Here is a 20632-nt window from a genome sequence, read left to right on the forward strand (position 1 = left end):
GATGAACGAACAATTTTAGCTCAGCTTCCGTTTTCCTTTATTGCGAAAAAAAGCCTGAACTCACTCTAATTCAGGCTCAATGGTTATGTATTTCAATCAAGCTTGGTTGAACTTTTGCTGTGAAGCTAAATAAGAGAAATACAAAATTGGTAAGATAAACGGCGCTACACTCCAAAAGTCAAAATAGACATAGAGGATCGCTCCCAAGAAAGCACCAATCACAAACCCAATCACAATACTGGCGCTTTTTAGAAAACTTGCCCGATTGGCTGCATTATTGTTTTTAAGCAAGTTAGCAATATCAATACCGAGCTGCGTGGTATTGCCCGTCATCATGGTACTTGGGCTAATATTTTTAATCAGCGTTTTGCTTGAAGTATTACGAATAGCTAAGGCAATTAAACCCAACCCACCTGTTAGTGCGACTGTAATGGCATCGGCATTTTTAAAAGGTTCGAAATAAAGCCCTGCAATCATAAAAGCAGATAGAAAAATGGCTTCAAATAAGAATAAATAAGACAGCGTTTTGTGCTTCATCTGACTACGGTCAATTAAAAGTTTTGTAATGACCACAGTCAAAATAAATAGTGGAATAGCAGCAAGCTTAATCCATAGACCTGCACCGCCTTTAACCATTGCCGCCCCTGCCAACACTAAGTTTCCCGTAACATGAGCAGTAAAAAAGCCAAACAACGCAATAAAGCCAATGGTATCAATCGCCCCACCAACCATAGTTAGTAAAACAGGATCTCGACATATCGCCCATGTACTTTCTGTTTCTTTTTTAATTGGGGTATCTACCATATAAAATATCCTGTTAAATTAAAGTTTTAAAGCAATTAAGTTGTATCTAAATGATTTAAAAATGAATAATGCTTAAACGTTTATCAAAGCAAAAAAAGATGTAAAAAAATAGGGTGTGTAATGTCGTAACACTGTCTTTAAAATAGCAACAATCAAAATTGTCTATTTTAAGGACAATAAAACAGTGATCATCTTCAAATCAATTTGACCTCTAAAACAGTTCTAACTATGATGAAACCGCAAGTTGATATCAACTGATTTTGAACCTGAAAAAGTTATGCCAAAATATGGATAATGAAAAAAACAATCACGAGTAGATATATGTCATTTTATAATTATTCAGTTTTTCTAGGCGGATTATTATTTGCATCTATTGCCTTTGCAGGTCAGAAAAATAATGCTCAACGTGATTTCTATTTAAAATGTATGGCAGCAGGTCATAGCCGTGCAAGTTGTACATGTATTTATCACCGCTTAGAACGTCAATATTCCCCTAAACTAATGCTTAAACTTGGAAGCTTAAGTTTACAAAGCCCTGAAGTACCACGTGATTTTGTGAAAACCATGAAGCGTACTATGCAACAGTGTCAATCTTAAAGTTACGGGTTCATTAAAGCAAACAGGCAAGATTTCTAATTTCTCCTACCTTAGATAAAATAATAAATGATATGATGAATAAAAATGTGACCAACATCTTATATTTATTAATTAATGTTATAAATTTAAAAAATAAGAATTTTTAATATATTAACTTTAGATTTGTTTTTCTTTATTGTTTTGTAACTTTTTGATAAAATTTGTTTAATAAAATTTAACCACTTGAAAAATATGAAAAAGAATAGTTTGGGGTTTACACTTTTAGAGTTATTAATTGTTGTTGTAATTATTGGATTACTAGCAGGAATAGTTGGTCCAAAGTTATTTAAAAATATTAATAAGTCTGAAGTCACGACTGCAAAAGCCCAAATTGATACATTTGTTAAAGCTTTGGACAATTTTAGGATAGATACAGGGCGATATCCAACAGCTGAGGAAGGTCTAAAAGCTTTATTAAATTGTCCAAATAATTTACAAGGTTGGAATGGTCCTTATTTAAAAAAGAGTATTCCTGCTGATCCATGGGGAACACCATACCAATATAATGTACCTAGTCAACATAATGGTGACTATGACGTCTTTTCATTTGGTAAAGATAAAAAATTAGGTGGCGAGAACGATAATACAGATATTGGTAACTGGTAAATGAAAAGCCACAATATTTTTAAAAATCTTTCTTATAGGCCTCATTTTAATCTAACCATTTTCCTATACGAGTTTAAGACCTTATTAGAATCTGGATTAAGTATTGTCGAGGTCGTAGATGTACTACGGGAAAGAGGACAAATTTACCATGATGTTCTACAGCCTATTTATGCTCAACTCAGAGCAGGTAAAACTCTGTCTCAAAGCATGTCTTATCAAGAGGCATATTTTCCAGACTTATGTATTGCAATTATTAAATCAAATGAAAAAACAGGAAGTTTAGTTATCGGTATAGAGCGTTATTTGGCTTATGCAGAAAATATCGAAAAGATCAAAAACAAACTCATCAATTCCTCTATCTATCCCTTTACTGTTTTGGTAATTGGTATCATTATTTTCTTATTTCTCTTGCTCTATCTCATTCCAAAATTTTCACTAATTTACAGTGATCTTGATCTCAAACTTCCCTTTTTTTCGAACTTATTGATTCAATCTGGCGGTTATATTTCCCAATATCGAGCTTATATTATTACGATTATTATCTTCATGTTTTTGGCTATTTTTTATTATAGAAAAGATATTATTAATATTAGCTTGGCTAATCTAATTAAAATCGAGACTTTTTCCTACTATTATAATATTGTTATTTTTACTAGATTTTATCGAGGATTAAGCTTAATGCTTGAAGGAGGATATCCTCTCATTTATGCTCTACAAAATTGTAAGGATATATTAGATCAGAATCAAAAAAATAAGATCCCATTTATTGAACAAGGTCTAAAACAGGGTGAAAAATTTAGCGATTTATTAGAGAAACATAAGCTAATAACCCCCATTGCTAATCGCCTTATTAGAAGCGGAGAAACGAACGGAAATATCAGTAAAATGCTCCAAAAAACTGCTGATTTTCATGATGCCGAAATTTCTAGATTTATTGAAAAACTATCCAAAGTCATTGAGCCACTGTTAATGATTGTGATCGGAAGTGGCATTGGTTTTATTGTCATCCTGCTCTATCTTCCAATCTTTGATATGGTGGGCTCATTATGAACCATCAAACCCTATTAAATTCTCTTAAAGCAAGAGCATTAAACAATGAAAATTGGTTAGAAAAATTTGATGAGAATCAATTATCTAAACTAATTTCACATTTAGAAAATTTATATAAAATTCCTTATTGGGATAAAGCTATTCAATTGAATATTTCTGATCATTCAATCAGCCTTCAGGAAATGTTTCGCTATAACTTAATCCTAGTCAAACATGATGATCAAAATGTCTTGATTCTTCCTTCGCCTTGGCACTTTAACTTGTCTTCACTTTTAAAAGACAAAGTCCAAGATACTCAAATTTATTTTTCCAGCCCTGAGTTCATCAAGCAACATCTACAACAAATACAAAGTTTTTCTAGTAACTCTACAATAGATCAAGAGCATCCTTATCAAAGTGATATAGCACATAGTGAACAGATTGAACTAATCTCTCTCAATAGTATTGCAAACACAACGAATGAAGTGATTCAAATAGTCAATACTGCTCTATATGATGCTTATATTAAAAAAGCCAGCGATATTCATTTTGAAAATATTTCTGGTGGGTTAATAATTCGCTACCGACTTGACGGCATTCTGATTAAGGTCAAGCAAATATATCAAACTGAACTTGCTCAACAGATCGTTTCAAGAATTAAAGTTTTAGCAGAACTTGATATTGGCGAACGTCGCATTCCCCAAGATGGGCGTTTTACTATTAATTTAGAACATAAACTATTGGATTTTCGCGTCTCAATTATTCCAGGAATCTTTGGAGAAGATGCTGTTCTACGGATACTAGATAAAGATGGAATCTTAAAACAGGGACAAAAACTTCTCTTATCTGACTTGGGATATAACCCGCAATATCGGGAAAAATTATATCAGATTGCCAATCAGCCTTATGGCATGGTGCTTATGACAGGTCCAACAGGTTCTGGTAAAACTACAACCGTATATGCATTGATTAATGAAACACTGAAACCTTATGAGAAATTAATCACTATTGAAGATCCTGTTGAATATGCATTGGATAATGTCTTACAAGTACCCATCAATGCAAAAAAAGGCTTAACTTTTGCTAAAGGTCTACGTTCAATTCTTCGTCATGATCCCGATAAAATTCTTGTCGGTGAAATCCGAGACAAAGAAACAGGCGAAATTGCTATTCAAGCGGCACTAACTGGACACCTCGTTTTTACAACTGTTCATGCAAATAATGTATTTGATGTTGTTGGTCGTTTCCAACATATGGAAATTGATCAATTTAATTTTGTAAGTGCACTGAATGGCATTATTGCACAGCGTTTAATTCGCATATTGTGCTCTCATTGCAAACAGCAAGAGCAAGATCACTATATTGCTTCAGGTTGTAAGGAATGTAACCAAACTGGCTATAAAGGTCGAAAAGCAATTGCAGAAATTCTCGTGCTGGATGATGTACTCAAAGACATGATCATTCATCGAGCATCTTTAGCAGAAATGAAACAAAAAGCTTTGGAATACGGCATTAGTTCCATGCGTGAGCAGGCATTGGAAATGGTAGTAAATGGTGAAACTTCATTCGAAGAGGTCAACCGTGTTACGTTTAAATAAATCCAAGCCTAGATATTATATTACCCAGCAACAATTATATTTGATTACAGAAACTCAATTACAGCCTTTAGGGCAACTTTCAGAACTATTTTCAAATGCTATATTGGCCGAACCAAGCTTAATTTTCTTGGGTGCCGACTGTTATGAGATCTTTATCAATTCAGCAGAACAGATCTATTCTGCTGAACATTTTGTAAAACAAAACCAAAAGAATTTTGTATTACACTTTCCATATCTTGAAGTTGAAAAATATCAACTTTTCTTTGAAAAACCACAGTTTAATAAGCCTTATCTAGGCATAGCTGTTAATAAATACTGGTTGGAATCACTCAAACAATATTTGAATAAGCGTAAGTTTTTCAATACAGACATTCAACCTCTTGCCACTTATCTCTTTAAAAATAATGTAAAGGAAGAACAAGTTTTTTCCTGTTTAGAACCATTAACAGAAACGCTATTTATTCATGTGGATCATATGCTTGATATGATTATTCGTAAACCTAGATCAGAGATTACAGAAGTAACACTCCAAACATGGAAGGGCATAAAATGAGTTTTAACATTTATGACCATAAACGTTTTAAACATCCCATCCGATATTGCCTATTGCTTGCATTCTTCTTAATTTCTGTCTTTACATTATTCACAGTGTGGACAAAGAAGCAGCAATTTAATTTACAACAAGAAAGCCAACTGACTTTGCAAACACAATTAGAGAAACTAAATAAGCAAAATCAAGAAACATCCAAAACTTCAATTTCAGCACTTCAAATAGATGCTTTCCCAATAATTGAACAAATCAATCAATATCCTAGAGAAAAAATTCTATTAAAAAAATTGGAATATAAAAAAAGCTTGAATCAATTGGAAGTCTCTGGACAAGCAAGCTCTATTGAAGATTTAAGTTTATTTAAAACATCATTATTAAGTATGCAACAGATTCAGAAAATAGAAATACTTTCAACCTCAGCCTTAATTGAAAGTAAGACATATAAAGTTGAGTTTTCTTTAAAATGTACGCTATGAATCATCAAAAAATTAAATGGGTTGTATACCAATCTATTAATCAACTCATCAGACTTGATATCATCACCACCTTTTTGTTTTTGTTTTCAATCTTTAGTTATCTATTGGTTCTACCCCAATATGAGAAAAATCTGGACGCAATCACAGCAGAAAATATAGAACTACTACATGAAGTTAAAAGAAATATTAAACAACAAGACATTCAGCAAGTTTCCAGTAAATCGTTGACAGGAACTGCCCTAATTGAGATTGCAAAATCCTATCAATATGCTGATGTTCAGGTTTTAGATGCAAAATATGATCCGCAGAATCAACAAGTTCAATTACAGTTACAAGGCAAAATTAGCAATTTGAGTAATACTACAAATCATTTAAAAAATTATCAAAATATCCAGTTATTAAGCTTCAGTCTTGTACAAGATGATCTAAAGAAACAGCCAAATATGAATATCATTTGGCAAGTGCAGGAACGCTCATGATCAGACAATTCATTTTCATTTCTGCCTTAACTATTACACTAGCTTTGACAGCAGTTTCTTGGTTGATTCCTGACACATATCAAAAGATGGGGGCAGTAAAAGCTGAGACTGGTCATTCCCAATTAGAGTTTCACTCACTGAGGTTACAGCAGAACGCCCTCCCTAACTCTGAAATATTCCAGCAATTTTTAGTGGTTAATGAAACACCTAAAAAAACTCTTGCACCTAAAATTACTCCAATTATTAAACCAATTGCACAGGCTCCAATTGTTCAAGCTCCTCCTCCAATCATCCCACCTAATTTCCAATACATAGGTCAAATGGTTGATCCGAGCGGAGTCAAAAAAATATTCCTATCTAACGATGGGGAAACCTATGTGGTTAAAGCAGGCGATATATTAGGAAATCGCTGGAAAATTAGTGTCATTCAAAATGACCAAATCACGATTCTAGATTTGACCAACCAACAGTTTTTTGTACTTTATACTTAAATGACGATGAAAAAATATTATTTATTAACAACTTTGTTCTGGGGAACATTCACCTACTCTGCTTTTGCACTTGCAAATGAAGAGATATCTACGTCACAGTCATTACTTGATAAAAAGATTTCTCTCAATTTTAAAGAAGCCAATGTCAGACAAGTGATGGACGTTGTATCTCAAACAGCAGGCATAAACTTTATCTTTGACAGTGATGTTGGAACAGATCTCAAAACTACAATTTATGCCAGCAATGCCAAAATCTCTGAAACACTTGATCTAATTCTAAAAACCAATAAGCTTCGCTACAAGGTTGTGAATCAAAATACCTATTTGGTTTTTAATGATACAGCAGATAAAACACAACAGTATGAAGACCTACAAATCAAAACTTTTGTCCTAAAAGCAGGTGATCCCAAGAAGACACAGGATGTTTTAAAGACAATTTTAAATCCAAAATTTATTTACATTGATGATAAGAATCGCTTGATTACTCTTCGTGATCGCCCTGAAATTTTACAAGCCGCAGAAAAGTTGATTCAAGTTTATGATCAACCTGATCCAGAAGTAGTTTTAGAAGTGAAAGTGTTTGAAGTCAGTAATGAAGTTTTAAATAATTTGGGTATTGCTATTCCTAGTAAAGTTTCTTTATCTCCAGTAGGTATCTCTACTCAATCATCAAATGTCGTTTTAAACGATCTGCTAAATCTCTCGACGAATCGTATTACTGTGGGTGGTATTTCCCCACTTGTAACCTTAAATTTGCAAGATACCAATGGTCGGGTCAATCTTCTTGCTCGCCCCTCTCTACGTGTTAAGAATTTAGAAAAAGCAAAAATTGTGGTTGGTGATAAAGTTCCCGTAATTACTTCAACAATGAATCAGGTCTCTAGTTCAGTAACTGAGTCAGTTAGTTATTTAGATGTAGGTTTAACTCTAGAAGTTCAACCAGAAATTCAAGTTAATGATGACGTCGGGATTAAAGTTTCTTTAGAGGTCAGCAATATTGTCAAAGAAATTCGAACCAATACAGGTTTATTGACCTATCAAATTGGTACTAGAAATGCCAGTACAGTACTACAACTTAAGGATGGTGAAACTGAAGTTCTAGCAGGATTGATCCGTGAACAGGAACGTAAGAGTGCTACTAATATACCCTTCTTAGGTAGGTTACCTATATTAGGAAATTTGTTTTCCAGCCGCTCAAAAGACAAAAGTCGATCAGAAATCTTATTATCCATTACCCCCAAAATTATTCGTCGTAATACCGAACGTTTAAAATATATCGATGCTTTTGATTCGGGCACACAAAACTATATTAGTTTAAATAACAATCAAGACTCCTTAGCAAAATTTAAAGGTGAAGTTAAAAGCTCTACCTCAAATAATATACCTCCATCTGCCTATCTTCCTGTACCACCACCTCAATCAATTGCTGAGCCACAAACCGTCTCCGAGAATATTATTAATTTAAATGTACCCGAACAGGTCATAAATACTGATCCATTAAACGTGCTAGTAGAAGCTCAATCCATTGCCAAAGATTCAAAAGTATTAATTAAATTTGATCGACATGCATTTAACTTATCTGATATGCGATTAATGACCAAAGCTACTCAATCGGTTACATACAATACTACTTTAGAGGGTATCGAAATTTTAGTGAATGATGATCTCAAGCAACAGTCACTCGCTTTACTAACCTTACAACCCTTATCTGGTTATAAAGGCAAAGGTGAAATTACTTTAACCACTTCACATGATCAATTTGGTCACCATTCTGATCGTAAAACTGTGGAAATAAAATAATCATGCTGGCAAGGATTCGAGGTTTTACTTTAGTAGAAATGTTGGTGACGCTTACCCTCATTTCTATTATTGCTTCTATGGCTTTTCCTTTGATTCAATTAGATCAAAAGCGTCGCCAAGAACGTGAATTAAAGGACGCTCTAATACAAATACGCACAGCCTTAGATAATTATAAACAAGCTGTGGATGAAGGAAGAATTTATATGCCTGTTGATAGTTCAGGTTATCCCAAAACCTTAACTGATTTAGTAGATGGTGTCCCTGACTTAAAAGATATCAAGGGACGGAAAATCTATTTTTTAAGACGTATTCCTACCGATCCATTTGTACCCGATCAAACTCGCGGAGCAGAATCATGGGCTCTTAGAAGTTATGCTAGCCCTGCCAATGCTCCTGAAGCTGGAGATGATGTCTATGATATACACTCCAAAAGTAAAAAACTCGCTTTGGATGGAACTCGTTATGACACATGGTAAATGTAAAATCGAGCGTGGTTTTACATTAGTTGAACTTTTGGTGGTACTTGTCATTATTGCATCATTACTCAGCATTGTTTTACCGAGATATATTAAAAGCTTAGACAAAGCAGAAGAATCTGCCCTTAAAAGCGATTTAGCAACGATTCGGATTGCGATTGACCGCTTTTATTCTGATAAAGGACATTATCCAAAAAACTTAGATGAGCTTGTTATAGAAAAATATTTGAGACATATTCCTGTTGATCCAATTACTAAAAAAACGAATTGGCAACCTATATATATCAATATGGATGGTGAACAGGTTGTATATGACATAAAAAGTAATGCTAAGGGAGCATCCATTGATGGTAGCAATTACCAAACTTGGTAAAGCCCAAACAGGCATGACCTATGTTTTTTTCTTATGGTTTATTTTGGTTTATGGCATTTTATTGGGGAGCTATATCGAAATCACCTCAACGCAAACAAAGCGTCTTAAAGAACAAGATTTTATCAGTACAGCACAACTATATATAAAAGCATTAGAACACTATTATCAAGATCATCAAGTTTTACCTAAAGACATCAAACAGCTTTTATGTGATGGTCAAACTTATCCTTGTAAGCATTATCTACGACAGTTATATAAAGACCCTCTAACACAGCAATACTTTATTTATATTTATGATGAGCAAAAACAAATTATTGGTGTGAAGACCAATGCTAAAGGTGAGATTATTAATTCAAAATTACGAAATGATTATAAAAAAAACTACTACCAAGATATAGAAATTAAAATCCAAGCCCCCCAAATACAACTATAAAAATTTACTTATATTTTAGTACAGGAAATTAATATTTACTTTAAATAGTACTTTCACACCTAAAAAACATTATTAAAAACTTTTAGTTAAAAATAATAAAGATAAATAAAAATTCAACATACATAAAATAAAAATTAAAATACATAGCTTTATCGAAAAAATTCTATTTTTCAAAAAAATATATACAAAAAAAATAGAAAAAAACAAAGTAAGAAAGCTCAAAAAAATAAACCAATTTGGCAAAATAATCCTCCTAAAAAAAACAACTGATGTTAAACAACAACTTTATCACCCAGTACTACCTATTACTTCCTGTATTTAGAGCAATATAAATTAAAGTATATAACATCAGCCATTTAAAATCCTAGATATAACTAAAAATTTGTTCGCCAGACGGCAGCATAAGGTATTACAATACTTACTAAAAAGTATATTCCAACATGAGTGCTTATTAATGGAAGAAAAGCAACCATAACTACATTAGCAATTAAATACATTAAAAGCATCACAACTAATGGTGCTTTTTTAGTTTGAAAATTATTAATAGCAATATTATAAGAGATCACATTTAATCCAAATCCAATTAAAAAATAAAGAATACTAATATAAATTGGTAAATTAGTCATATAAATATAATCAAGTAGGACCACAGTTTTTCGCCTCCTTAATGGCATCAGGTAAGAAAAACCCTATCGCTCCTGAACTTAAGCCTAACCACCTTGCTATAGATGGTATTTTTGTAAAACCTAAAACACCAAATATTAAAGTAATCAACCCAAAACCGAGTACATCAGAAATAGGACATTTTGATTTGTATAAGTCGTAAACTCCTGAAGCAAGTGTCAAAAAACTCATAAATAACGCAAACCAAAAAACGATACCAACAAAAATAGAAGTTGCTGGTAATGATAAAGCTAATATACCAAGTATCGTTAATCCAACTCCAACTAAAGTTCCATTCAAAGCATCAGATAAAGCATCAATTGCTCCTCCATTTACTCCTCCACTAATCATATAAGCGCCGCTTCCTGTATTAGGATCAGTAATAATATATCCGCTTCCACTCCAAGTGTTAAAATTAATTTTAGCCTGGCTTATCGTAACAATTTTACCTGCTGCAATAGCATTACGCACATCTGTAATTACCTGACTACTATGGTTAAGCTCTGGTAATATTTTATCAATATTAGACTGATCAATTTTATAAATTTTTTGACCTTGTGATGAAGCTATTTGAAGAACTTTAACTGCACTTACGCCGGCTACAGTCTTCTGTGTACTATCTGGATCATTAAAAAACATTTCAGGAATTTGATTTTCATTCAAACTTTGACGTGATCCCTGCTGTTGAGTAAAGGCTAATAAGTTGGATTGCTTATTATCTTTATCAACAATCGTTGCACCAATACGATCAATATCCATGACCATTCCAGCAAATTTTGCCGTTCTTAGTACTCCCCAACTATATACACCTTGTAAACTTGTTGAGAATGTCCCAAAACTCATAAACGAATTATTAATAACACCAAATGGACGTTCTTGAATTTTATCTTGTGCATCATTTAAACCAAAGTAGTTTTGTACCACCGCTTGAAGCATTATTCCGGTCACATCATGATTATTTAGCGTTTTAATTTGCGCTTCATCTTTGCTTTCAATCTTAGTTTTAGCTGCTTGTAATTTAACCTTTAACCGCGCTAATTGGGATTTACCAATTCCTTGCATATCATAACCAATCGCATGGTATTCACCCGCATTAAACTGTTTGTTTGGTAAACTCCAGTTATTGTTTGGGCTCATAAAACCCATTTGCGCTTGAATTTCTGTACCTAATGCATAGCTCGGTAAGGTCTTTAATACTTGTCCATCCAGTGTGATTTCACCTGTTACCCGAATTGAACTAGACAAAGATTTGGGTAGCTTGCTTGGGTCAACGTTGCCACTCGCATCAGGCTTTGGAAGCGCATTGGCAATTGCCTGCGCATCAGCGTCTGCTGTTGGGCGGAATGATAAGGCTAATGACTTACCACGTAACTGAGTGCTTGGAATCCTGAACTGAACAACATAGCTTCCCGTCTGAGATGCATATGGATCAGTTTCATCATAGACATTTAAGTGAAAGTAATGACGCATAGTGTCCGGTAAGGTGTGATAGTCGCGGACTACTGCAACTACTTCATAAGGCAGTACTGGACTTAACATCTTACTTTTATAAGTCTTGATCTTGCTTGTACCTAATACATCACCCACTGTTGCCGTTGGGTGTTGCTGTTTTAGGTAAGCTGTTATCTTGTCTTGATACGCTTTGGTTGCTGTTTCAATATTCGCGGCATTGAGGTTTTGTACACTGCCATTGGCTTCATCAACAGTTGCACCTTGCTGGGCTTTATTTAAAAAGTCTTCGGCATCAAATGGTACAGCTTTGGCTAAATCTATACCTTTAGTACGTTCATAACGCTTATAGCTAGCATCTAGTGGTACCCAGCTATCTTCAACATTCGGGTTATTTTGTTCACTGGTCTGAACTGCTCCTTTACTTGGCATGAAGTCTAGTTTAGCTTCAACCCATATGTGCTCCATGCGTAAATGGGTTTCTTTACCACCACTGGCCATAATGACACTTGGTACACCACCTTGCCCAATTAAATTAGCCGCAGCACCTAAGTTATTTACACCACCGACCCAATCTTTCGCTACTTCCGCAGGTACATCAATTGTTCCTGATACATAACGGGCAGGAATACCTGATGCACGAAGTAAAGCAATTAATAAACTACTGGTATCTGTAGCATTACCTCGTTTGGTTTCTAATGTATAGGCTGAACCTTGTATCGAACCATAGGTTGGGACAAACTCAATGTTGTCATAGACCCATTTATAAATTTTTGCAGGATTATGATTCAGTTGTGCTGCAAGGTCTTTAATCTCTTGGCTAATTTGTACATCTTCATTAGGCTTTAAATCTTCTACCTGCGTTGCCACAGGGAGTGAAGCCAGTACAGGCCATTTATTTTGATCTGTTAAAGTCATACCATTAAAGGCAATTTTTTGCCATTGCCCTACACTGGTACTGTTAAACACCGTTGGAGTCGCTTGTTTCCAAAGTTGATCTGGATTTAATGTTGAAGCATCCACCAATGGTTTGTAATTTGGATTAATCGTGATTTTATCGTTCTTGACTCGATAATGTTCTAGTGCAGGTGCAAGTTTTTTAAAATCTTGTGCTGTTACGGGGGCTGGAACTTTGCTATCTGGCCGTCCCCAAGGCAACTCTTTAAAATTACGCTGTAGTTTTTTTGGTTCCCATTGAGCCATCTGATTTGAAATTTTGTCTAAAGCAGCATTGCGGCTATTCGTGTCTTTGGCTGCTGCTAACTGGTCAAACAATCCATCCATAATCGTCTGGCGTTGTTCGATCAGTTTAGCTGTTTGTTCCTGTCGAGCAATGATAGTGCTTGAAACTTTCTTAGCTTTAAATTGTTGTGCTTCCAGACGAATATCGGCAACAGCTTTTGCTGTTTCTTGGGCAATGTTACTGCGTAGCCCTAGAATTTGTTTGGCAGTTGCTGCTCTTAATGATTCTTGCTGCTGGTTTAATTTCTGTAATTTTGATGCACTGACTTTTCCCCTAGGGTGTAAATCCGTCAAACGCATTTGCATTTTTTTCACTAGTTCCTGCATCTGCTCCAGATCAGATTGTCTTACCGAACCCTCCGTACCAGGTTTAACCCGACCAAAGGCTTCTTGTTCAATTGCGGCCATTGCAGGTACAGATAATACCCCCACATGGCAAAGCACAACTGCCCCCGCTATACAGCGTTTTAAAGTTTTACTAAATTTCATTATTTCACCAAGTTTTAAAACTTATATTCGTAATTAACTTTTTGAAAAGTGATATGGCTAAAAGCACATACCACTTACTCCCCTATAAAATCTATTGATTGTTTTGATACCACTGAATTTGTAAGGTACGAATGAGTTCATCCAACTCTTTTCGCGCAGCTCTGAAATCAATATTATTTAAACGATCCATGGCACCTCCAGCTTCGGCATAGTGTGCAATTGCATGGTCATATGATCGTTGCGATGTCTTCAGTTTACCTACTGTCAATAACGCCTTAATTTTAGCAATCTGTCCCCAATTACTTACTTCAGTACGCCATTTACCAATTTGTTGATCAAGTAAAGCGATTCGCTCGTTTACTCCGCGCACAAGGAAGCGATATTCCCTACTATTTAATGCAGTAGCACCAATATCTGTACCGTTATAGACATTTACTTTAATTACATGTGTTCCAGAATTTGTTGGTAGCACTATTGGTAAAGTAATATTTTGCGTAGTCATAGCACTCAACGGTACTGTGAATTTTATTTGGTTATTATTCACTGTACCGGAACCTAGCCATTGTGCATCTTGTGGTAATTGCACCACAATTGTCGCTTGGGTATCTTGATTACTGTTCAGCTTAACATTCAAATATACAGGTTCTTTCGGCGCATAACTCAAACGTTTGGTAGCATCAACTTGTTGATAGCTTAAACTTTGTTTAAGTAGGTTTTTCCAAGCTTGTTGTTTGTTCGTCGATGTCGAGCCATCTGTGATTAAACTTTTGAGTAGATCAAATGACAATGCTAACGGTTTACTGTCACCATAATCTGCAGTCACAATTGCTGGATATTTGACTTGAGCATTACAAATGTAAAATTTCGAATTCACATTCGCTTCAATATTTTTAATCCAGTCTTTATCAAAACCTTTACAATAACCGCCATCATAATCGGCAGTGATCTTTGCATTTTTCCCCAAATCCCATGCTAAAACACTATCATCTGTTGGGGTGAGAGCAGCTAAAGCTGTTGGGTAGACAGGCTCGTGAACTTTCATGTCGCCTTTAGAAAGCAAAAGATGTCCACGATAGCGAATATCGACAAGATCAAGGAGTTCATAATTCGTCCAATTCAAAAGTCCTTTATCGAATAAAACAGACTCACCATTAAAACTTAACTCTCGGAGCTCATCATTCGTGCTAATTTGAAACTTTTCAACAGCCCCTAATATCCAGTAGTTATTAAAACGCCCACTGCGCATCAGTTTTTTAAATTCTGTTGGGTCATAAGTAATCTTATAATTTAAACCTGTTTCTAATTTAATTTCATTGAGATAGCGCTTAAGCGTATTCTCACGCTCACTAAAACAAGCATATTTAAATTTACCAAATTCCCAATTAGTCACAGACTTATGCCATCCAGCATGGCAATTGTAATAAACCAAAAGCTGGTTCTTAACCTGCTTATAATCTGGCAATTCAACTTCTACAGGTATTTGGATTAGCTTAAAGCTGGCTTGAGCAAGTGGTTTTTCCTGTCCTGAACCCGCAATATAGGTTAATGCCGCCATAATGCGGTCACCATTTTGTCCTAGGGTTTTCCAACCAAGACTTTGTTGATAAGTCTGTGCCTGAGCAAGTTGGTTTACAGTAGTACTTAGTGTTGCAATCGCATCTAAATCATCATTTTTAAATAAACGAATATTCAATGGTAAGTTTGACCAAACTTCACTACCTGTGTTTTGAACTTGAAGATTTAATAATACTGTATCACCTATAGGCACCTCATTTGGTGTTGCACTTAATGCCCCTACCAACCCTAAACCAGTTTGGGTTGAATTGAGAACACTAAAGCTAGTTTGACGAGTATAGCTTTGCTGCCCAGATGTAGTCGTAGAACGAACTGTATAAGTACCTGCTTTAGCATTTGAAAGTTGTAACGAGTATTGTTCTTGTTTTAAGGCATTGGCAGCAAGTTGTGGGTAGTTTGCTGTCTGGCTAAAAATTACTTGCCCCATACTATCCAGAACTTCTGTAAGGACAGTTGCAGCTCCCCCAAGGTCATTGCTTGATGTGTTTTGTAACTGCATCTCTAACATGACCAACCCATTCACAGGGTATTGTTGTTTATCCGTCCGAATACGGGTATCAGTTAAACCATTCGTCGATGCTGAACTTTGTACAGTCAGAGTATTATTGGCTGTCGCAATCACGCTACCCTGTTTAATAAGATCTGTCTGAATTCGATATTGTCCACTATAAATACCAACCAATGACCAAGGCAAAACTTGACTTTGACTATCATTGGTTTGATGGGCTGCCGAAAGACTTACGTCATAACTTGGTAAAGTCACAATTAAATTGTTGGCATCATCATAAATACTGTGTCGTACGGTTGCACCACTAGCAAAGCTACCCAAATTGCTCACATTGGCAGTAATTTGCACATTCTCACTGGCCTGATAAGAAGCCTTATCTAAGCTTGCTGTTAGGCCTAATGATTCATATCCACCCGTTACGCTTAATCGCGCTATGTTATTGGTTTCGCTATATTCCTGAATCTTAACCGCGTTGCTTTGACCAACATCATTGGTAACAATAACAATCTCACCAAAGTCAGCCAAATTGCCTGCATAGCTATAAGTCACATCTTCATATTCACCGCCATTCAGTCCCTTGGTAGTGAGCACAGTTCCCAGTAAAGTGCCTTTTTCGCCATTGGCAGCTTGTTGAGCTGTAATACGGTAGAAACTTACAGGTAAACCTTTAGCAATACGTTTGCCCCCCGCGTTACCCACACGAACAGTAAAATCTGCTTTATTTAAACCGCCCTGGTCATTTACTTGGATATAAGAGGCGGTTGGATCGGCTGCTGCTGTGGCATTTTGGTCAAGTAATAGATTGGCACGATAGGTATTGTGTGCTTCCCAACTATTCACCTCATGTATTGGCACAGTGAGGTCATCATTGATGTTGGTGACATGGTAACTGTACTGGTTCCAGATATTACGGGTGTTGGCCCAGTCTCGATTCTTCCCTGAAATCATGCGAATGCCTTGACTATTTGCTCCTAAAATAATATCAGCATGCCCATCAGCATCGGCGTCTACAACAACAGGGTACTCATGCGCAGTTAGAGTATAATTAGGTATTTTAATTCGTTCTATACCCGTTGCGGCATCATAGACACGAATATTTTGCTCATCAAAATGAACTGCTTCTAGTTTTCCATCGTTGTCGAAATCAAAAATTGTTGACCCTGTTCCACCTGAACCATCTATGATGGGAGTAGACCAAATCACACTACCATCGCCACGTAAAGCGACATAATTATATGTTCTAGCAAGCCCAATATCAGCCACCCCATCACCATCAAAATCGGCAATAACAGGAGATCCACCGGCACTACTTGGAGCATTATAAGATGCAATCTCAAGGCCAGTTTGCGCATCAAAAATGTAAATTAGATTGCTATATACACCAATGATCTGGGGTTTTGAACTCCCTAAGACATCACCTACAGCTAAAAACTTAAGTGTAATTTGTGATCCTGTTTTATTTCTAAAACGATATAGTAAATTTCCTTGACGATCAGTTACACCTTGCAAACCAATAATTTCTGGATAGCTATCACCATTAATATCAGCATTTGCTTGTGTTTGTCCGGATGCTAAGTTATCTAAAATTAAACCTTTTTCATAATTAAAGACTTTATTATTAATGACAATTTCAGGTATACCATCTGCATCCAGATCTACAATATTCGGGTGATAAGCATCAGATGACCAACCACTTGCTGTTAGACTAGGTGTATTAAACTCTTTTTTAACTTGCCCCTTATTATTATAAATTGTTAATTTTGTACCATTTTTTACAATAATTTCAGGAATACCATCTCTATCCAAATCCGCGATTGCGGCTACTTCCTGTGAACCAGTACCTGCTAAAGTAAACTTTAAGCTCCCATTTTTTCCATTTATTGCACGATATTGACCACCAGTTCTATATAAAATAGTTGCAATATCTCCTGCCCCTATAACCCCATCACCATTTGTATCTTCTAAAGGTGCAACTGTTGGGCTAGAATCTGTCGATGCTGAATGTTGCCATACTACTTCCGCATCCAATGTCCCTTGTTTAGGTCTAATCTCTACAGCTTCATTAGTTAAACGAATATTGTTACTTTCGTCCCTTTCTGCAACTTGCTTAGAACTATCTACCCATACACCAACTGGTGCATCACGAAACAGGGATTTACCTTCAATTTGTAAACTGACTTCCACACCTTCTTGTATATCCAATCCTTTTGGTAGTTCAGTTCTACCTAGTACAATCTCACCCTCATCAAAAATTCGATTATTGTTAGTATCTGCAAAAGTAAGAATTTCTACATTCTGTGTTTTGGTAAATACTCTATTCCCTACATTAGTAATCGTCGCTTTTAGAGTTCCTGTTATCTCAAGACTTTGTTGATCTGTACTTAAACCAGTTACGTTCGTTGCCGTAACTTTTAGATCAGGCATACTAGTATCCGCAGATAATGGACGTAGACGAATTTCTCCTAAATTCGCTGTTACTCCCTCAACATATTGTTTATCAAAGAAACGGGTTGTACTTAAGTGTGGTGTTGAATCCACCTTTATCTTGATTAAATCTGTATTTAAATTTTTTGCACTAAAACTCCCAGATACATCAGTCTTGCCTGTATATAACTGTTGATTATTATCTTGGCGGTAGACAGTAATATTTGCATTTGAAATGGCTTTATTTGTTTGGGAATCAACCACCGTGCCTTTTAACTCATAAGCAAGCAAGGTTAGCTTAAGTTGTACTTGCTGAGTTTGATTTGCCGTTAAAGTGAAAATAGTCCCTGTACTATTTTGATAACTTGGATGTTGTGCGGTTAAACGCCAACGTCCTGCCGTCAACTCTGCCAAAAGTTTATTATTGCTTGCATCTTCTGGTGGATTAAAACTTTGTCTCTGTATTACCTGATTATTACTATCCAGTTTTTCAGCAAGGATGGTTGGGTTTTGAATAATAGTCCCATTTGCATTGATCACTGTAATCTCAAACTTACCTGTCGATAATGCTGGATCAGTTTGATTAGGATTGCTAGGGTCTTTAGCAAAAAGCTGAACTGTACCTATATTGGTTGTTTGCCCAGCTGGCAAGTTAATATTTACACTTGGACCTTGATAATTTGTTTTTTCAAAAGTTAGATTAAAGCTACCAGCCGAGATCTTATCGAGTAGAAACTGACCACTAGCATCTGTTTGACCAACGATCACACCATTTTTTAAAACAGATACATCAGAAAGAGGTGTTCCAGCACTATCTGTTATTTTTCCTGTTACACTCCCAATGTAATCTTTTTCAGAAATTAACTGAGGAGAAAAATCAAATGTGCCTCCTGCAGTTGCAGTACCTGAACCACTAACACCTATATAACCATTTGCTGCTACATTTAATGTAAATGCAGCAGGTTGTGCTAAAGTGAGCTGATAACGACCTTCTACATTCGTAGTAGCAGTCAGTGTATTGCTTCCACTGATAAGTTTAATTACAGCCCCAACAACAGGTTGACCCGTGGTTTTATCCGTCACACGACCTTGAACTGCTGCACTCGTAACATTTGCTTTTCGTGTCAGTTCAATTTGTCCTAAATTTAAACTTTCACCCTGTCTTAAAGTCACTTGAAACGTCAGTGAACTAAAGCCATCTTTGCTTACTGTAAAGCTATAGTTACCCGCCTTAACATCTGTAAATAAAACACTTCCATCATCTTTACTTTTAACAGTTAAAGCAGATGCACTATCTACTGCACTACTAATTGTTGCATCAGAAATATTAGCTTTAGTTTCAGCATCAATTACACTAAAGCTAATTGTAGAAGTAACGGGGTTGATAGGTGGAGTAGATTGTGCTTTTAACGAACGTAAAATAATCGAAGTGGTATAAGCATCTTCATTCCAACTTCCATCTGTTTTTTGTTTTTCAAATACTTCTGTTTTAAAAGCAGAACGTGCCGGACTATTTACACCTCGATAAGGATGTAAAGCTTCATTTAATAGGGCATCAATAAAAAGTTGATCTGCATTTTCAGCCCATTTGCCTGCACTAATTTGCTTAGATTCCAGATAATCAACTGTTTTTAAAGCGATTCCATTATATTGAGGATAAACCTTTAAATATTCGGTTAAAGCAGTCAAAGCATAAGCTGAAACATAATACTCATCTAAAGAAATAACCTGAAAAGCACCAGTCGTTCTTTGTTGGCTCGCTAAATAATCCAAAGTTTTAGATATTATCGTAGTATCTGAAAAATTGATCTGCTTAAGAGCGAGTAAGACCCATGCTGTATCTAAAGGATTACTTTGCCAATCCATTAAATGCCCGAAACCACCATCTTTATTTTGATAACTTAAGATTTTATTAATAATCTCATCAGTAGGTTTTTGTTGACTCTTCAGTAGAATAGCAACTCTAACTAAAGCCTCCGTACTTTGTTCATCATTTAAAAAATCATCAATATCAATATTATCAATTGATTGCCCATATAGTCCTAAAGTAACCTCTTTTTCATATATAGCTTGTAATGAAGTCGCTATTTGAGAATCACTTGAGGATTTCAACCAAGTTATTCCTTGCTGTTCTGTTGCAGAAGAGTTTTGATTTACTCCAACAACAACCCCCACCCCCAATAATATTTTCTGCCAAACTTTTAATGACATTCCAACCCCACAATATTTAAGTTTTATTTAAGAATAATATTTTAAGTTGTTAATTTTATTGTATTTTTTATTAATAAACAATAATTAACAATATATAAGTTGAAATTACAAACTAGTTTATATATCTAAATTCTTTAAAATAGTTATTTGACTAATGGATCTTTCATCAATCTTTGTCTTTAAGTTTCTTTTCTTGCCAACCCAGATTTAATTAATGGTTTCATTTATTGTTTTGCAATAAATTTATCTTCTATTAATAAAGATTTAGGCTCTATTATTTACTTTTTCCCACTGTAAAGGTCCATCTCAAATAGAATAAA

The 20632-nt window shown here is 35.3% G+C and carries 16 protein-coding genes; 12 read left to right on the forward strand and 4 right to left on the reverse strand.

All coding sequences use genetic code 11. The features are described from left to right. Positions 1–96: 96 nt before the first annotated feature. A complete protein-coding gene (locus tag MKL38_RS07820) occupies positions 97–804 on the reverse strand; it encodes a YoaK family protein (protein WP_231761737.1) in 708 nt (235 codons plus the stop codon). Between the two features lie 321 nt (positions 805–1125). Here MKL38_RS07820 and MKL38_RS07825 point away from each other — a divergent pair, with 321 nt between their 5' ends. The 12 genes from MKL38_RS07825 (at position 1126) to MKL38_RS07880 (ending at position 9751) form a co-directional block, all read left to right on the forward strand. Beyond that, positions 1126–1401 (forward strand): hypothetical protein, encoded by a 276-nt coding sequence (locus MKL38_RS07825; protein ID WP_017391749.1) that lies wholly within the window; start codon positions 1126–1128, stop codon positions 1399–1401. Between the two features lie 231 nt (positions 1402–1632). Beyond that, positions 1633–2046 (forward strand): type II secretion system major pseudopilin GspG, encoded by a 414-nt coding sequence (gene gspG / locus MKL38_RS07830; RefSeq protein WP_270902983.1) that lies wholly within the window; start codon positions 1633–1635, stop codon positions 2044–2046. Then, positions 2047–3096: a type II secretion system F family protein gene (locus tag MKL38_RS07835; RefSeq protein ID WP_270902984.1), complete on the forward strand. Its 1050-nt coding sequence runs from the start codon at positions 2047–2049 to the stop codon at positions 3094–3096. It abuts the gene before it with no gap. Beyond that, on the forward strand, positions 3093–4673 hold the full coding sequence (locus MKL38_RS07840) for a GspE/PulE family protein (protein ID WP_270902985.1): 1581 nt from the start codon (positions 3093–3095) through the stop codon (positions 4671–4673). Before MKL38_RS07835 ends, MKL38_RS07840 begins: the two co-directional genes overlap by 4 nt. Beyond that, a complete protein-coding gene (locus MKL38_RS07845; protein ID WP_270902986.1) occupies positions 4657–5226 on the forward strand; it encodes a hypothetical protein in 570 nt (189 codons plus the stop codon). The genes MKL38_RS07840 and MKL38_RS07845 overlap by 17 nt, the downstream gene beginning before the upstream one ends. Then, positions 5223–5699 carry a PilN domain-containing protein gene (locus tag MKL38_RS07850; RefSeq protein ID WP_270902987.1) on the forward strand — a complete coding sequence of 159 codons (477 nt, stop codon included), beginning with the start codon at positions 5223–5225 and terminating at the stop codon, positions 5697–5699. Before MKL38_RS07845 ends, MKL38_RS07850 begins: the two co-directional genes overlap by 4 nt. Further along, entirely contained in the window at positions 5696–6178 is a 483-nt protein-coding gene (locus MKL38_RS07855; protein WP_270902988.1) for a hypothetical protein, read from the forward strand. The genes MKL38_RS07850 and MKL38_RS07855 overlap by 4 nt, the downstream gene beginning before the upstream one ends. After that, positions 6175–6669 carry a hypothetical protein gene (locus MKL38_RS07860; protein WP_270902989.1) on the forward strand — a complete coding sequence of 165 codons (495 nt, stop codon included), beginning with the start codon at positions 6175–6177 and terminating at the stop codon, positions 6667–6669. Before MKL38_RS07855 ends, MKL38_RS07860 begins: the two co-directional genes overlap by 4 nt. Positions 6670–6675: 6 nt before the next feature. Then, positions 6676–8469 (forward strand): hypothetical protein, encoded by a 1794-nt coding sequence (locus MKL38_RS07865; protein WP_270902990.1) that lies wholly within the window; start codon positions 6676–6678, stop codon positions 8467–8469. 2 nt (positions 8470–8471) lie between these two features. Continuing rightward, positions 8472–8945 (forward strand): type II secretion system protein, encoded by a 474-nt coding sequence (locus MKL38_RS07870; protein WP_270902991.1) that lies wholly within the window; start codon positions 8472–8474, stop codon positions 8943–8945. After that, complete coding sequence (locus MKL38_RS07875) at positions 8932–9318, forward strand: prepilin-type N-terminal cleavage/methylation domain-containing protein (RefSeq protein WP_270902992.1); 387 nt, start codon at positions 8932–8934, stop codon at positions 9316–9318. Before MKL38_RS07870 ends, MKL38_RS07875 begins: the two co-directional genes overlap by 14 nt. Further along, on the forward strand, positions 9293–9751 hold the full coding sequence (locus MKL38_RS07880; protein ID WP_270902993.1) for a hypothetical protein: 459 nt from the start codon (positions 9293–9295) through the stop codon (positions 9749–9751). Before MKL38_RS07875 ends, MKL38_RS07880 begins: the two co-directional genes overlap by 26 nt. Positions 9752–10125: 374 nt before the next feature. Here the strand turns inward: MKL38_RS07880 and MKL38_RS07885 are convergent, their stop codons facing one another. From MKL38_RS07885 to MKL38_RS07895, 3 genes are all read right to left on the reverse strand, one after another. Then, complete coding sequence (locus tag MKL38_RS07885) at positions 10126–10377, reverse strand: hypothetical protein (RefSeq protein ID WP_270902994.1); 252 nt, start codon at positions 10375–10377, stop codon at positions 10126–10128. 10 nt (positions 10378–10387) lie between these two features. Continuing rightward, positions 10388–13594: a transglutaminase domain-containing protein gene (locus MKL38_RS07890; RefSeq protein WP_270902995.1), complete on the reverse strand. Its 3207-nt coding sequence runs from the start codon at positions 13592–13594 to the stop codon at positions 10388–10390. Between the two features lie 91 nt (positions 13595–13685). Next, positions 13686–20312 carry a carboxypeptidase regulatory-like domain-containing protein gene (locus tag MKL38_RS07895; protein ID WP_270902996.1) on the reverse strand — a complete coding sequence of 2209 codons (6627 nt, stop codon included), beginning with the start codon at positions 20310–20312 and terminating at the stop codon, positions 13686–13688. Between the last annotated feature and the right edge of the window lie 320 nt (positions 20313–20632).

Origin of the sequence: Acinetobacter sp. AOR14_HL (assembly GCF_027855175.1) — a bacterium.
In the GTDB taxonomy this organism is placed as follows: domain Bacteria; phylum Pseudomonadota; class Gammaproteobacteria; order Pseudomonadales; family Moraxellaceae; genus Acinetobacter; species Acinetobacter calcoaceticus.

Excerpts from the sequence above, each read along its gene's own strand:
- MKL38_RS07875 (WP_270902992.1), top strand. The coding sequence starts at position 8,932 with ATGACACATGGTAAATGTAAAATCGAGCGTGGTTTTACATTAGTTGAA.
- MKL38_RS07880 (WP_270902993.1), top strand. The coding sequence starts at position 9,293 with ATGGTAGCAATTACCAAACTTGGTAAAGCCCAAACAGGCATGACCTAT.
- MKL38_RS07870 (WP_270902991.1), top strand. The coding sequence starts at position 8,472 with ATGCTGGCAAGGATTCGAGGTTTTACTTTAGTAGAAATGTTGGTGACG.
- MKL38_RS07825 (WP_017391749.1), top strand. The coding sequence starts at position 1,126 with ATGTCATTTTATAATTATTCAGTTTTTCTAGGCGGATTATTATTTGCA.
- MKL38_RS07840 (WP_270902985.1), top strand. The coding sequence starts at position 3,093 with ATGAACCATCAAACCCTATTAAATTCTCTTAAAGCAAGAGCATTAAAC.
- MKL38_RS07835 (WP_270902984.1), top strand. The coding sequence starts at position 2,047 with ATGAAAAGCCACAATATTTTTAAAAATCTTTCTTATAGGCCTCATTTT.
- MKL38_RS07895 (WP_270902996.1), bottom strand. The coding sequence starts at position 20,312 with ATGTCATTAAAAGTTTGGCAGAAAATATTATTGGGGGTGGGGGTTGTT.
- MKL38_RS07855 (WP_270902988.1), top strand. The coding sequence starts at position 5,696 with ATGAATCATCAAAAAATTAAATGGGTTGTATACCAATCTATTAATCAA.
- MKL38_RS07890 (WP_270902995.1), bottom strand. The coding sequence starts at position 13,594 with ATGAAATTTAGTAAAACTTTAAAACGCTGTATAGCGGGGGCAGTTGTG.
- MKL38_RS07860 (WP_270902989.1), top strand. The coding sequence starts at position 6,175 with ATGATCAGACAATTCATTTTCATTTCTGCCTTAACTATTACACTAGCT.
- MKL38_RS07850 (WP_270902987.1), top strand. The coding sequence starts at position 5,223 with ATGAGTTTTAACATTTATGACCATAAACGTTTTAAACATCCCATCCGA.
- MKL38_RS07885 (WP_270902994.1), bottom strand. The coding sequence starts at position 10,377 with ATGACTAATTTACCAATTTATATTAGTATTCTTTATTTTTTAATTGGA.
- MKL38_RS07865 (WP_270902990.1), top strand. The coding sequence starts at position 6,676 with ATGAAAAAATATTATTTATTAACAACTTTGTTCTGGGGAACATTCACC.
- gspG (WP_270902983.1), top strand. The coding sequence starts at position 1,633 with ATGAAAAAGAATAGTTTGGGGTTTACACTTTTAGAGTTATTAATTGTT.
- MKL38_RS07820 (WP_231761737.1), bottom strand. The coding sequence starts at position 804 with ATGGTAGATACCCCAATTAAAAAAGAAACAGAAAGTACATGGGCGATA.